This is a genomic window from Sphingobacteriaceae bacterium GW460-11-11-14-LB5 (genome assembly GCA_002151545.1).
In the GTDB taxonomy this organism is placed as follows: Bacteria; Bacteroidota; Bacteroidia; order Sphingobacteriales; family Sphingobacteriaceae; genus Pedobacter.
Genome location: CP021237.1, coordinates 5,484,363 through 5,498,828, shown reverse-complemented (window position 1 = coordinate 5,498,828; position 14,466 = coordinate 5,484,363). Strand labels below are relative to the sequence as shown.

General features: G+C 39.3%; 14 protein-coding genes. 3 read left to right on the top strand and 11 right to left on the bottom strand.

Translation table 11 applies throughout. The features are described 5' to 3' along the window. Nucleotides 1–33 precede the first annotated feature (33 nt). Nucleotides 34–1,314 carry an AAA family ATPase gene (locus CA265_22400; GenBank protein ID ARS42258.1) on the bottom strand — a complete coding sequence of 427 codons (1,281 nt, stop codon included), beginning with the start codon at nucleotides 1,312–1,314 and terminating at the stop codon, nucleotides 34–36. 121 nt (nucleotides 1,315–1,435) lie between these two features. On the opposite strand from CA265_22400, the gene CA265_22395 reads away from it, so the two are divergent. After that, nucleotides 1,436–1,816, top strand: coding sequence for a VOC family virulence protein (locus CA265_22395; protein ARS42257.1), 381 nt, complete (start codon nucleotides 1,436–1,438; stop codon nucleotides 1,814–1,816). Nucleotides 1,817–2,446: 630 nt separating this feature from the next. Here CA265_22395 and CA265_22390 read toward each other — a convergent pair. After that, nucleotides 2,447–3,733 carry an alpha-ketoglutarate transporter gene (locus CA265_22390; protein ARS43095.1) on the bottom strand — a complete coding sequence of 429 codons (1,287 nt, stop codon included), beginning with the start codon at nucleotides 3,731–3,733 and terminating at the stop codon, nucleotides 2,447–2,449. Between the two features lie 169 nt (nucleotides 3,734–3,902). On the opposite strand from CA265_22390, the gene CA265_22385 reads away from it, so the two are divergent. Continuing rightward, nucleotides 3,903–4,634 (top strand): SAM-dependent methyltransferase, encoded by a 732-nt coding sequence (locus CA265_22385; protein ARS43094.1) that lies wholly within the window; start codon nucleotides 3,903–3,905, stop codon nucleotides 4,632–4,634. Between the two features lie 102 nt (nucleotides 4,635–4,736). On the opposite strand, the gene CA265_22380 is transcribed toward CA265_22385, so the two are convergent. From CA265_22380 to CA265_22350, 7 genes are all read right to left on the bottom strand, one after another. After that, complete coding sequence (locus CA265_22380) at nucleotides 4,737–6,128, bottom strand: histidine--tRNA ligase (protein ARS42256.1); 1,392 nt, start codon at nucleotides 6,126–6,128, stop codon at nucleotides 4,737–4,739. A 133-nt stretch (nucleotides 6,129–6,261) separates the two neighbouring features. Further along, nucleotides 6,262–6,882 (bottom strand): hypothetical protein, encoded by a 621-nt coding sequence (locus tag CA265_22375; protein ID ARS42255.1) that lies wholly within the window; start codon nucleotides 6,880–6,882, stop codon nucleotides 6,262–6,264. Next, on the bottom strand, nucleotides 6,872–7,072 hold the full coding sequence (locus tag CA265_22370; GenBank protein ID ARS42254.1) for a hypothetical protein: 201 nt from the start codon (nucleotides 7,070–7,072) through the stop codon (nucleotides 6,872–6,874). The genes CA265_22375 and CA265_22370 overlap by 11 nt, the downstream gene beginning before the upstream one ends. Before the next feature lie 134 nt (nucleotides 7,073–7,206). Continuing rightward, on the bottom strand, nucleotides 7,207–7,950 hold the full coding sequence (locus CA265_22365) for a DNA-binding response regulator (GenBank protein ARS42253.1): 744 nt from the start codon (nucleotides 7,948–7,950) through the stop codon (nucleotides 7,207–7,209). A 1-nt stretch (nucleotide 7,951) separates the two neighbouring features. Continuing rightward, nucleotides 7,952–9,541 carry a hypothetical protein gene (locus CA265_22360; GenBank protein ARS42252.1) on the bottom strand — a complete coding sequence of 530 codons (1,590 nt, stop codon included), beginning with the start codon at nucleotides 9,539–9,541 and terminating at the stop codon, nucleotides 7,952–7,954. A gap of 247 nt (nucleotides 9,542–9,788) precedes the next feature. Further along, nucleotides 9,789–10,139 carry a translation initiation factor gene (locus CA265_22355; GenBank protein ID ARS42251.1) on the bottom strand — a complete coding sequence of 117 codons (351 nt, stop codon included), beginning with the start codon at nucleotides 10,137–10,139 and terminating at the stop codon, nucleotides 9,789–9,791. 111 nt (nucleotides 10,140–10,250) lie between these two features. Beyond that, entirely contained in the window at nucleotides 10,251–11,153 is a 903-nt protein-coding gene (locus tag CA265_22350) for a diacylglycerol kinase (protein ID ARS42250.1), read from the bottom strand. A 204-nt stretch (nucleotides 11,154–11,357) separates the two neighbouring features. On the opposite strand from CA265_22350, the gene CA265_22345 reads away from it, so the two are divergent. After that, nucleotides 11,358–12,608 carry a methionine adenosyltransferase gene (locus CA265_22345; protein ID ARS42249.1) on the top strand — a complete coding sequence of 417 codons (1,251 nt, stop codon included), beginning with the start codon at nucleotides 11,358–11,360 and terminating at the stop codon, nucleotides 12,606–12,608. 377 nt (nucleotides 12,609–12,985) lie between these two features. On the opposite strand, the gene CA265_22340 is transcribed toward CA265_22345, so the two are convergent. Both CA265_22340 and CA265_22335 read right to left on the bottom strand, forming a co-directional pair. Beyond that, nucleotides 12,986–13,984, bottom strand: a complete 999-nt coding sequence (locus CA265_22340) for a hypothetical protein (protein ARS42248.1) — start codon at nucleotides 13,982–13,984, stop codon at nucleotides 12,986–12,988. 64 nt (nucleotides 13,985–14,048) lie between these two features. Next, complete coding sequence (locus tag CA265_22335) at nucleotides 14,049–14,252, bottom strand: hypothetical protein (protein ID ARS42247.1); 204 nt, start codon at nucleotides 14,250–14,252, stop codon at nucleotides 14,049–14,051. Nucleotides 14,253–14,466 lie beyond the last annotated feature (214 nt).

Here is a 14,466-nt window from a genome sequence, read left to right as displayed (position 1 = left end):
TCTATTAGTATGCGTTTAGGAGAAAATGTTACACTAATATTTGTATTTGTCTTTCCAGTTCTGCCTAAGTTTTTCACGCAATTTCTCTTCGGCAGGATTTTTACCCGGATCGTAAAGTTTGGTGCCGCTTAATTCTTCGGGAAAATATTCCTGTGGTGAAAAATTACCTTCATATCCGTGCGAGTATTGGTAATCTTTGCCATAACCGATATTTTTCATCAGTTTGGTTGGGGCATTGCGGATATGAAGCGGTACGGGCAGGTTTCCGGTTTGTTTAACCAAAGCCTGCGCTTTGTTAATGGCTTCGTATGAGGCGTTACTTTTAGGCGAACTGGCCAGATAGGTTACACATTGGGATAAAATAATCCGTGCTTCCGGATAGCCAATTACATTTACAGCAGTGAAACAGTTATTGGCCAAAAGCAGTGCATTGGGATTAGCATTGCCAATATCTTCTGAAGACAGGATCAGCAACCTGCGGGCAATGAACAGCGGATCTTCACCTCCTTCTATCATCCGTGCCAGCCAATACACCGCTGCATTGGGGTCGCTGCCACGGATTGATTTAATAAAGGCCGAAATAATGTCGTAATGCTGCTCACCCGCTTTATCATACAAGGCAAGGTTTTGCTGGGCATGCGCCAGCACGTTTTCATTGGTGAGGACGATTTTATTCCCGCCAATGCCGTTAATAGCAATTTCGAGCACATTTAATAATTTCCGCGCATCACCACCTGATAAACGGATCAGAGCTTCGTGCTCTTTTATGGAAATGTTTTTCGCTGAAAGAATACTATCTTTTTTAATAGCCGTTTCCAGTAAACCTGCCAGCTCCGTTTCAGTTAACGATTTTAAAATATAAACCTGACAACGGGAAAGTAAAGCGGAAATTACCTCGAAAGATGGATTTTCGGTTGTTGCACCAATTAAGGTCACCAGCCCCCTTTCTACAGCCCCCAATAAACTATCCTGCTGCGATTTGCTAAAACGGTGAATCTCATCGATAAACAAAATGGGTAATCCCAAAAAACTATCTTTTAACTGTGCTGCCCGATCAATTACCTCACGGATATCTTTCACGCCACTGTTAATGGCACTTAAATTAAAAAACGGACGGTCTAAAGCCTGAGAAATAATGTATGCTAGAGTTGTTTTACCCACGCCCGGAGGTCCCCAAAAAATCATGGAGGGAAGCTGACTGCTTTCAATCGCCTTGCGTAACACGGCACCTTCTCCAACTAAATGCTGTTGACCAACATATTCATCGAGATTTTGAGGGCGCATACGTTCAGCTAAAGGAGGCAGGTTTTGCATAATGGTAAATATATAAAAATTGAGTATTTTGTTGGTCGATAATTTACTAACCAAATATGGAAAGCATAAATTCCCTATAGCTAAAACAAAAGGACGAATGCTTTAGTTCTAATTTATTATTATGGACATTAAAAACTTAGATCATCTTGTATTAACGGTTGCCAATTTAGAAAGCACCTGCAGGTTTTACAGCCTTGCCCTGGGAATGGAAATTATTGAATTTGGCGAAAACCGAAAGGCTTTGAAATTTGGAAACCAGAAAATCAACCTGCACCAATATGGATGCGAGATTGAGCCAAAAGCTTTCAAACCGATGCCCGGAACAGCCGATCTATGTTTTATTACCGATTTCCCGCTGAACGAAGTCATGCAGGAGCTTAAAGAAAAGTGCATCGAAATTGAAGAAGGACCTGTAGAGCGTAGTGGTGCAAATGGTAAAATTAGCTCAATTTATCTCCGCGATCCGGATATGAATTTAATTGAGGTGAGTAATTATTTGTAAACGCCCGCAAAGATTTTTGCCACTGAAGCACGGATTGAGTTACTGATTTATGCCGTAAATTAAAACTCAGAATGACAATGCTTTTTTATTATAAGTAAAGCAGGGCTTAGTGCCTTCGGTTCCTTTAGCCCCGCCATTCGCTACAATCTTTTTGTGCCTGTTTTCCTGATTTTATCGAAGGAGCAACAAAAAGGATTTTCGCTACTGTCGGGTTTATTCCACTTATAGCAGCAGTATTTTGCCACGGAAACACGGATTAACATGGAAGATGGCGTAATACAAGATCATATCATCATCGTTTGCAACGAGGACGGAGGAGAAAGGCGATTTTATCGCCATTTTTTTCTTATCTGCATTACAAATGCAGATCTCGATAATCCTCGTTACAAACGAGGACTATTTAAAGGGACTATTTCATGGTTATTCCACCTATAGCAGCAGCATTTTGCCACGGAAACACGGATTGACACGGAAGATGGCGTAATACAAAATTATATCGTCCTCGTTTGCAACGAGGATGGAGGGAAAGGGCGATTTTATCGCCATTTTTTTCTTATCCGCATTACAAATGCAGATCTCGATAATCCTCGTTACAAACGAGGACTATTTAAGGCAGATGGTACAAAAAGTCTAATCCTCAATTTTAGAGTGGTGTTTGGTATCTTTCATGGTGGTATATAAAATCAGCGAGATTAAAATGCATCCGGTTACATACCAGTAGAAATAATTTTCGTGCCCGATATTTTTAAACCATAATGCAAAATATTCTGCAGTTCCACCGAAAATGGCAACAGTTAAAGCATAAGGTAAGCCTACGCCCAAAGCCCTGATTTCGGCAGGGAACAGTTCTGCCTTTACTACCGCATTAATGCTCGTATAACCGCTCACAATAATCAAGGCGCCAATCATCAGCAAGAATATGATCGTCGTATTGCTTTCTCCAGCTAAGCCGGTTAAAATTGGATAGGTACACAAAGTACCCAGCACACCAAAGCCGATTAATAAAGGTTTACGCCCGATTTTATCAGACAACAGGCCAAACAAAGGCTGCAGAACGACAAAAACCAATAACGAGATGAAGGATAAAGTTGTGGAGGTTTCTTTACTGAGGTGTACCGTATTGACCAGAAATTTCTGCATATAAGTACTAAATGTATAAAAGGCAATTGTTCCACCCAAGGTTAAGCCGACTACGGTAAAAACTTCCTTTGGATATTTCATCAGTACCGCAATGCCACCTTTTTTGTCTGCCGTGTTTTTGCTTTTAAAAGCCGAGGTTTCGTCGATATGCCTGCGCAGGTACAAAGCAATGAAAGAAAGTATGGCGCCGATAAAAAATGGGATCCGCCAGCCCCATTCGTGCAGTTCAGCAGGTGTAAGCAACCAGTTTTGTAAGATTAATTGAATGCCCAGCGCCAGTAGCTGCCCGCCGATTAAGGTTACATATTGAAAGCTTGAATAAAATCCACGGTGTTTTTTAGTGGCCATTTCGCTGAGGTAAGTGGCAGAAGTTCCATATTCGCCGCCAGTACTCAAGCCCTGGATTAGCCTTGCAAAAATTAGTAATAAGGGAGCTGCTATGCCAATCTGTTTGTAACCGGGCGTTAATCCGATAATTAATGATCCTATCGCCATGATGAGTACAGAAAGTGTCATCGAACGTTTCCGCCCTAGTTTATCGGCAATGCTGCCAAACAGCCAGCCACCAATAGGGCGCATTAAAAAGCCTACTGCAAAAATGCCTGCAGTATCTAATAGCTGTGCAGTGGGATTACTATTCGGGAAAAAAGCAGGAGAAAAATAAAGCGCAAAAGCAGAATATGTGTACCAATCGTACCACTCCACAAGATTACCAACCGAACCACCAAAAATAGATTTTAACCGATATTCTACATCCTTAATTTCGTTCTGATGTATTGTTTTTTCCATAATAGAGAATGAGTGATGGAGTGGATTTTGAATGAGTGAATGAAACTTAACGTTAACACCTTTGTTAATCAAAAATATAATAATTTTATAAAGAAAGCGCAGCGTTATTCTGATGGCATTCGCTCCTGCTCTCATTCAGCACTCAATCATTAATAAAATGAAAGATAACTTTTCTACCCAATCTGCCGACTACGCTATCTACAGACCAACTTATCCGCAGGAATTATACGATTATCTGTTTTCACTGATAAAAAACAAAGAAACAGCATGGGATTGCGCTACAGGGAACGGACAAGTTGCACGCGTATTGGCCCAGCATTTTAATGCGGTTTATGCGACAGATATCAGCGAGAACCAACTAAAAAATGCCTTACAGTTACCGAATATCACCTACAAAGTTGAACCCGCAGAACAAAGCTCGGTTGGTAATGATAGTTTTGATTTAATTACGGTAGCACAGGCTATCCATTGGTTTAACTTCGAAGCATTTTATGCCGAGGTTAAAAGAACACTGAAACCAGATGGACTTTTCGCAGTGATTGGTTATGGCCTCATGTTTATCGATAAAAAGGTAGATAAGGCTGTGCATAAACTTTACGAAGATATTCTGGGTAAATATTGGGACAGTGAACGCCGTTACATTGAAGAAGGTTATAAAACCATTCCTTTCCCTTTCGAAGAAATTACTGCGCCTCATTTTCAGATTAAAAGCACCTGGAATTTTAACCAGTTGATTGGCTATTTAAATACCTGGTCTTCTTTGCAGCATTATAAAAAGGTCAATGAGCGCAATCCGCTTGAGTACATGTTTACCGAACTAAAAGAAGCCTGGGGTGATGACGCAGAGAAAAATGTTCATTTTCCGGTTTTATTGCGAATTGGACGGTAGGTTTAAGCCAAATAGATCCTGAAACAAGTTCAGGATGACGACCGCATCTCCCGCCTCTATGTGTTCTGTGAAAACCGGTGATCTCGGTGGTTAATTAAACTTCTATTTCAACAATTCCAGAATACCTAAAACAGTCAGTTTTTTCTGCTCGCCGCTTTGCATATCTTTTAATGTAAGTTCGCCGCTGGCAATTTCATCGCCACCGATTAAAATAACATAAGGGATATTCTTGGCATCAGCATAAGCCATTTGTTTCTTTAGCTTGGCTGAACTTGGATACAGTTCGGCTGAAATACCTGCATTTCTAAACTGCTGAACAATAGGCAAGGCATATTTTTCAGCTACTGCATCGAAATTGCTGATCAACACTTTTGTGCCCACTTCGGCAGAGGCTGGGAAAAGGTTTAATTCTTCCAGTACATCGTAAATGCGGTCGGCACCGAAAGAAACACCCACACCAGTTAAATCCTTCAAGCCAAACATACCGGTCAAATCATCGTAACGGCCACCCCCACCAATGCTGCCCATGGCCACTTCGTTGGTTTTAACTTCGAAAATGCAGCCGGTATAATAATTTAGTCCACGCGCTAAAGTAATGTCTAACTCTAATTTAGCCGTTAACGGTAAACCATAAGCGATCAGGCTTTCTACATATTCAAAAACCTGTTCTATTTCGGTAATGCCTTTTAAACCTGTTTCTGACTGTGCTAAAACTGCTTTCAGGCTGCGCAGTTTTTCCTCATTGCTGCCTTCCAGTAAAATTACCGGGCGAAGTTTTTCTAAATCCGCTTCTGTAAAACCACGTTCCAACAATTCTTTACTTACCCCATCTAAACCGATTTTATCCAGTTTATCGATGGCTACGGTCATATCGATAATTAAATCAGGTTTACCAATAATTTCGGCAATACCTGACAGGATTTTCCGGTTGTTGATTTTTATACTGAAATCCTTTAAACCCAGTTTGCTTAAAGCCTCATTGTAGATTAAAATAAATTCGGCTTCGTTCAATAAACTTTCCGAACCTACCACATCCACATCACACTGGTAAAACTCACGGTATCTGCCTTTTTGTGGACGATCTGCACGCCAAACCGGCTGCACCTGAAAACGTTTAAATGGCAAGGTAATTTCGTGCTGGTGCATGACTACGTAACGTGCAAAAGGCACCGTTAAATCGTAACGCAGGGCTTTTTCAGAGATCAAAGGGATTAGTTTATTACTATTGTCCTCATCAGCAAAATCGAAGGATTTCTTTTTAGGATCTTTAAGAAACTCGCCGCTATTTAAAATTTTAAAAATCAGTTTATCACCTTCATCGCCATACTTTCCTGTCAAAGTAGAAAGGTTTTCGAAACTTGGCGTTTGGATTTCTGCGTAACCGTATTTTCTGAAAACCGTTTTAATGGTATCGTAAATAAAGTTGCGTTTTACCATTTCAACCGGAGAAAAATCGCGGGTACCTTTTGCTAATGAGGGTTTAATAACTGACATAACCGCAAAAGTACAAAAATGTAGTGTTTAAAAATAAAATTTCGTCATTGCGAGAAGGAACGACAGCTTCCTCGAAAATACGGACAGGCTGTCGGCTGAAAAAGCCGCCTCGAAATGACGATCAAAGAAAAAACTACTTTCCCAACATCTCTTTTACCAATTCTCTATTGGGTTTACTTACCGGGATTTTATCGCCACTATCCATTAATAAGGTTCCGCCGTCTTCCTTCAACCAGCTTTTAACAAAACGCGGGTTAACCAGGTGGCTTTGATGTGCCCGCACAAAACCATGAGGTTTGAGCAGGTCTGCATATTCTTTTAACGATTTTGAAATTAACAATTGGTCCCCATCACTAAAGAAAAAATTGGTATAGTTGTTATCTGCTTCACACCTGATGATTTCTTCAGTATTCACATATCTGATTTCGTTCTGTTGAGGCAAAGCAATTCTGGTATTTACTTTTGCCGTTTCATTTTTATCGGCTTTTTCCTGAATTGTAGGGTTTTGATAGGCAAGCGGAGGGGCAAAATTTATGGCTACCGTATTCGGAGCCAGGTTTGATGGCGTATTCTTGTTTCTTTTGATCAAAAAATAAATCAGCATAAAAATGCCACCAAAAAATCCAAAAAATACAAGGCCTGCTACCAAAAGCATGATTATCTCTGCACTCCCCATATTCAGAAAATCGGCATAGGCAATCTGAATACCATAAGCAAGGATGAAAACCAATCCGAAGACTATCTTATTTCTCATTTTTGGCAGGTTTAATACGTTTAATTAAGTATAAACATAAAAAAATAAAACCTATAAGAAAGGTCAAAGTAAAAAAGCCAACGACCAAAAGTATTATTATCTCTGCCACACCAAGATTCAAAAATTCTGCGTGCGCCACCTGTAAGCCTAAGGAAATGATAAAGAAGAATAAAAATAATAACTGTTTCATGTTGATTGATTTAAATGTTTAGCGAAAGTACTTCCCTGGCATACATCTAAAAATCAACAATGAGAATCTGCTGGCTTACCCTGAGAATCGACGGCCAGACTTTTAGAATTTTACAAGAACTGTTATCATGCCGATTACTTTCCCAACATTTCTTTTACCATTTCCCTGTTCGGTTTACTTACCGGGATTTTATCACCACTATCCATTAACAAGGTTCCACCATCTTCCTTCAACCAGCTTTTAACAAAACGCGGGTTAACCAGGTGGCTTTGATGTGCCCGCACAAAACCGTGCGGTTTAAGCAGATCTGAATATTCTTTCAGCGGTTTCGAAATCAGGATTCTATCGCCATTAGCTAAAAAGAAAAAGGTATAGGTGTTATCGGCTACACAGCGTACAATGTCATCAACTGAAACATAACGGATTTCGTGCTGCTGGGGCAAGGCAATTTTCGGAACACCTGGCTCCTTCTTTTTAATCTGACTCAACAAAAAGTTGAGCTGCTCGCTATGTATTTTGCTTTTGGTCCTGATTTCGGCTTTTTCAACAGCGGCTTTTAGTTCATCAGGATCTACGGGTTTAAGCAGGTAATCCAGGGCCGCAAATTTTACGGCCTGAATTCCATAATTATCGTAGGCAGTTACAAAAACCACTTCAAAAGTTTTTGCTGTAAGCCGGTTTAATAAATCGAAACCAGTGGTTTTACCCATCTGGATATCCAGAAAAAGTAAATCGGGATGGTGTAAATTAACCTCACTAAAGGCATCATCAATCGTACTGGCAATGGCTACTACCTTAATATTCGGGCAATGTTTAGCCAATAAAATCTTTAGATTTTCTAAATTGGCCGTTTCATCATCTACTAAAATTGCCCGCATCTTATAACCAGTGGCTTAGTGTAATTTTAATTATCGTTCCGTCCTTATCTGCTTTCATATCCAGTAAAAAAGGCGTCTCCTTGTAAATAGAATTAAGTAAAGATATTCTGTTTTTGCTAAGCGCCAAACCCAGGCCTGTATAATCTTTGTTCACATCAAAACCGATTCCGTTATCTTTAATGCTTAAAATCAGATCGGTTAACTGCGCGGTAAAACTGATTTCGACCTTACCCTCACTACCTTTCTCCGCTATTCCATGTTTCACCGCATTTTCTACAAAGGGTTGTAAAAGCATGGCTGGTATTTCTATATTCTCCACATCTAAATCAGCTGAAGCGGTGATCTGGTACTGGAAACCAAAGCGCAGTTGTTCCATCTGTAAATAATCATCCAATAGGGTTTTCTCTGACGTTAAGCTAATGAGATCTTTATGGTCTAAGACATTTCTGGTTAAGCGGGCAAATTTAACAAGGTAGCGGTTGGCATTGTCTATTTCATTTTTATTCATTAGTGTTTGGATACCTGCTAAAGCATTGAATAAAAAATGTGGGTTTAACTGCGAGCGCACAGATTCTAATTGAAGTCTGGCAATTTCTTTTTCCTGAGATTTCTGAGTAAGTATCTTAGCAGCCTTTTTTTTGCGGTTATTAAGGATCAAAACCGATATGAGACCACAAAGGCCTCCCACTATAACACTCGAGAGCAACTCTTTCGCAGTAAAAAATTTTTCCTTTGGCTTTTCTACCGTAAATAGAAAATCTTTAGTCAATGTATTATCTTTCCAATAAGCATATGGATGAGTCTTCGGATATATTGAAATCTTGTACTTGCCAGGTTTGGTAAATTCTGAAACATCAATATCTCCAATTACGATACCTCCAGTTTTAATTGGTTTCCATCTTGGCTCTAACATGGTCGTCGAATGAGCATCAATATTCTCAACAATTATAGCATACAAAACATTGATATCTGTATTTTTCATAGCGATCCTCAAGCCCTTCACTTTTTCATCAACTATTAAATTCGTATTATTTTTTACATTCTTTGTAGAATTTGTACCCAATATATTAAAGGACAATGAACTTGGTGCTAAAAGAGGTTTATTATAGATGATTACCGAAGTGGTATTTTTTTCATTATTAATTCTGAAAATCTTAATTTCTAGTTTCTTATCTACTACATTAAATGCACCTAAATCTGCTGCAACATAATTAGGGAGTATGCTTCCACTACCCCACTTATATTTTATCCTTTCCGGAATTGCATTCTTTTTAAGAATTATTGAGTCGTTTTCGATAATGGAATATCGATAGAATTTCAGGCTATCTTTTTGTATCCGGCTTTCAAGCTCGATTGATTTCGCCTTTTGCAACAAGACGATATTTCCTAAATGAGAACCATTTAAGTATTCAAATGGAGTAACTTTCTTCGTGCCACTATCCACCACAAGAAATATGTTGTATTTTGAATATCTTACCGCAATCGAATAGTGCATTGGATTACCATACTCATCAACCAAATATTTATTTTTCTGAGCATTTGCTCCGAAAGCAAAAAGGAGCAAGTAAATAGAAAGGAATATCTTTTTCATGTGTTTAATTTTTCATAAACATCTTGTAAAAAATCTGCTCAGGAAACATTAAAACAGAATACGGCATGAATAACCTTGTAAAAGAGGGATTTGAGACAGTATTTATATTCGGGAAGAATTAGGTTTCTCGAAGATATTGCACTTTACTACGATTGACTGATTCAAAAGAAAAATTGTCATTAATAGATTTCTCGGCTGCGCTGCACTCCGCTCGAAATGACGGTTAGCTGGAGATAATATCGCTTTATTAGCCCCCGGCTTTTTTCACTTTATAGCCATCTTTCTGCAGGATGCCCATTACTTTATCGCGCACATCGCCCTGAATCATGATTTCACCATCTTTAACCGAGCCCCCTACACCACATTTGGTTTTAAGCATTTTACCCAGTACATCTAAATCTTCTGAACGGCCTTTAAAACCTGTAATTAAGGTTACAGCTTTGCCTCCACGATTCTTTTTATCGAGCATTACTCTTAAATCCTGCTGGTTATTTGGTGAAGTAACCGTATCATCAATTTCTTCTTCATATTCGAACTCCGGATTGGTAGAATACATAATTCCGCCAAGATCGCTTAAACTATTTTTCTTTGGTTTCATGTTTTATAAAAGTTCATTGGTTCACTGGCCATTGGTTCATTGGGGTTAACCGGTTAATTGCCTAAATCGGTTAATCGACGCCAAACTCCAAACGCTCCACTCCAAACTTAACTAGGGCACAATCACTTTTAACGAAAGTGGGTTTACAACCGCCTCAATTTCTGTTCCCATTTGTAAGGGTTCGCCGTCCACATGTACTGCGCCAGCTTTTTCCCTGGTAATTTTAATGTTTTTGCCTTTAATAATTTCAATCATATCTGAGGTTTCGGCCTTCCCCCTTAACATGACATAACCCAATAAGGGCAGTTTTATAATCGGAAAAGGTTTAATAATGCATACATCCAGCAAACCATCTTTCACTGAAGCATTAGGCGAAATATAAACGTCGTTTCCATATTGAGAAGAATTGGCAATGCTAATGGCGAAAGCTTTTCTGGTGTATGCAACACCATCAATATTTAACAAATAAGTTTGTGCTTTATAGTTAAAAACTTCTTTAAAGCCCAGCTTTACATAACCCGATAAGCCTCGTTTTTTATCTTTCGAAAAAACCGAACTTAAATGCGCATCGAATCCCATACCGGCCAGATTAAAAAAACATTTATTATTAAACTCGGCAGTATCAATCTCATCAACCTTAAAAGTATTGATCAGGGAAAGTGCATACCTTAAATTTTTCGATATCCTTAAAAACCTGGCTAGTCCGTTTCCCGATCCAAGTGGTAAAATCCCCAAAATCTTTTTGTGTTTTAATACCTTGCTGGCCACTTCGTTAATGGTACCGTCGCCTCCCGCAGCAACAATTACATCAAAATTTTTAGTTGCCGCTTCGTCTGCCAGTTCTCCGGCATGGCCCACATATTCGCTAAAAACAAAGTTTGGATTAAACTTTTCCTTATCCAGGTATTGATCAATAAAATCAGGGATGCGTAACTTTCCTCTCCCACCAGAGATAGGGTTTATAATAAAGAGGATATTGATCTTTGTGTGCAAAGTGTAAGAATGAATGCACAAAATAATCTATAATTTTTGAAATAAAGAAAATATGCTAATTTTGCAGCAGTAAAAAAGTGGATTGATTTGCTATCCCGATACCACGGGACCGGATTGCAACCACTTAAAAAAATTGCTAATGCCTCCTTTCAATCATTTCAACACCTGTTTCCAAGGGGTTTGGCAATTATTAATTTGTTTATTTATCATTAATTTATTTAATAAATGTCGTATTTATTTACATCAGAATCTGTTTCTGAGGGTCACCCAGATAAAATCGCCGATCAAATTTCGGATGCATTAATTGATAACTTCTTAGCTTTCGATCCGGAATCAAAGGTTGCTTGTGAAACTTTGGTAACTACCGGTCAGGTTATTTTAGCGGGTGAGGTAAAATCTAAAACATATTTAGATGTACAACAAATTGCCCGCGATGTAATCAAGAAAATTGGTTACACCAAAAGCGAGTATATGTTTGAGGCTAACTCTTGCGGAATTTTATCGGCAATACACGAGCAATCTCAGGACATTAACCAGGGTGTAGATAGAAGCAACAAAGAAGAACAAGGTGCAGGCGATCAGGGGATGATGTTTGGTTACGCTACCAACGAAACGGAAGATTACATGCCTTTGGCATTAAACCTTTCTCATAAATTATTACAGGAACTGGCTGTTTTACGTCGCGAGAATAACGAAATTACTTATTTACGCCCGGATGCGAAAAGCCAGGTTACTTTAGAGTACGACGATAACAACAAACCAGTTCGTATCGATGCGATTGTAATTTCTACACAGCATGATGATTTTGATGAAGAAGCAGCCATGTTGGCCAAAATCAAAACTGATTTAGTGAATATCCTGATTCCAAGAATTATCAAAGCCAATCCTGCTTATGCACATTTATTTAACGATAAAATTGAATACCACATTAACCCAACCGGTAAATTTGTAATCGGTGGTCCGCATGGCGATACAGGTTTAACCGGAAGAAAAATCATTGTTGATACTTACGGTGGTAAAGGTGCACATGGTGGTGGTGCTTTCTCAGGTAAAGATCCAAGTAAAGTAGATAGAAGTGCGGCTTATGCTACACGACATATCGCTAAAAACTTAGTGGCTGCAGGTGTGGCCGACGAAATTTTGGTTCAGGTATCGTACGCTATCGGTGTTGCAAAGCCAATGGGTATTTACATCAATACTTACGGCACGGGTAAAGTGGGTAAAACAGATGGCGAGATTGCTAAAATTGTAGAATCGATTTTCGATATGCGTCCTTACTTTATTGAGCAACGTTTAAAATTAAGAAACCCAATTTATAGCGAAACTGCTGCTTACGGACACATGGGCCGTACACCAGAAACCGTTACCAAAACTTTCAGAACACCAAACGGTGAAGAAAAAACAGTTACGGTTGATTTGTTTACCTGGGAGAAATTAGATTACGTAGATCAGGTTAAAGCTGCTTTCGGCATTTAATTCTTCAAAATAAATTTATAGAAAAAGGCGTTTTGCAGATTTGCAGAACGCCTTTTTTTGTTGTGCTAAATTTATGCGGACAGATTCCACATTTGGTGGCTTAGCAAACCGCAGAAAAATAATTGATCACTTTATTGAAAAGCAGGTTTCTGAGTACATTGGTTTCGAAAGTCCCGCTACACGCTATACTTCGTACCGCTGCTATCGGGTTTAGTTAACCTGGGCCGGTGGTTCTTAGGCGAGGTATATTCTTAAAATAAATATTTTGGAGCCTTGCAGAATGCCGGTAATAGTAGCAAAAGCCTAATCTACCTAAACCTGTATTCTATGGTTTATGCAAATAAAAAGTTTTTTTTCTGAGAAGCATTACTTTAGATTTATGCAGCAGGCTCCAGGAGGTATGGCGTACCTCTTTTAACAGCAGCAAAAGCTCTGCTCAGTAGCTTATTTTTTATCACATTCAGTACACACATAGCGTTTTTTCCCTCAGCTTTTTTTCGATCATAGTATCGTTTGAATTCGTTATCTTTTTTTATCGTGTTTAGCGCACACATGGTCAGTAACGCCTTTAGTTTTTTATTGGCGAGGTTGCTTACCCGGTTTCTCCCTCGTATACTCGTCCCCGAGCTATGTGGAAATGGGACTATTCCACAATAGCTCGCAAACTTTCTGTAGTCTGAAAATGCAGCGAAGGCTTCAGTATGGATCAGGATAAACATAGCCGTCTGCTTTCCGATCCCATGCACGCTCTGCACAAGGCTGAACTGTTCGTTTAGTTCCTGGTCCTCTGTTATTAAGGCTGCCAACTCGATATCTACCTTTTTTATCCGTTCGGCGTAAAGGGCAAGCATTTCCTGGCTATCGGCTATGCAATAGCCAGCGTTCTCCCTATCAAATCCTTTAAGCTCTGAGCAAGTGCATTTAAAAGAGGTCTGGTGTCTTACCAACTGTTCGCGGTGTGCCAGCAGGTGTTTGAGTTTTGAGCTTGTTGCCGAAGGAAGGAGGTAAGGACGGGCTTTGTGCTGATTTGAAAAAGCATAGCTTGCGATTGCCTGTGCGTCAGCCTTATCAGATTTCCCCCGTTTAAGTCCAATGGAACGCTTAATGTGCAGCCCGTTTTCAACCCATATAGATAAATCATTTGCATGCATAAAGTTGGTTATGGGGCAGATATAAATACCTGTATGCTCGCAACAGAAAAGAACCTTCTTAGGCGCGATACCATGTATGGAAAGCCATTCCAGCATTAGGCCAAAGCCATCATAGCTGTTCTTAAAAACATGGTGAAGGGGCTTGTCGAAACAGGCCTGTGTAACAACAGCAACATCGATGGTTGATTTGGAAATATCTATTCCAACAAATAGTTCATAATTCATAACTTTACGGTTAAGTGAAATGGAAATCCTAAAGTTGAATAAAACTGAATCCCTTAATAGTCCGCTAGACTAAAATTCTATATGGTTCTTGTTCAACTAAAAAGCAGAGGTCTGTTACAGGTTCTAGATCGTAAGTCTGGATCGCAGCATAGTTCACCTCTGCTTTTAAGGTTTCCTTTGTCAAATTTAATTCTTTGATAATCTTTCTCAAACCTAAGGGATTGACGCGGGTAGCTCCCGATTTTTTTCTAATCGGGACTATAAGCAAAAAGCAGGGCGAACATTAAAAAATGCTTCTGCAATTGCTTTCCAAAAAACAAAGCGAATATTTACTCAACTATTTTTCCTGGTTAGACTAACAGCAGAAACCTTTACAGCAAAAAACTTTCTTTTGTGTGAAAGACCCTGAAATAAATTCAGGGTGACGCAAAAGGGAGGTAAGCCTAACTTACGAAGTTTTCCCTACACTTGCCCCCTAAACT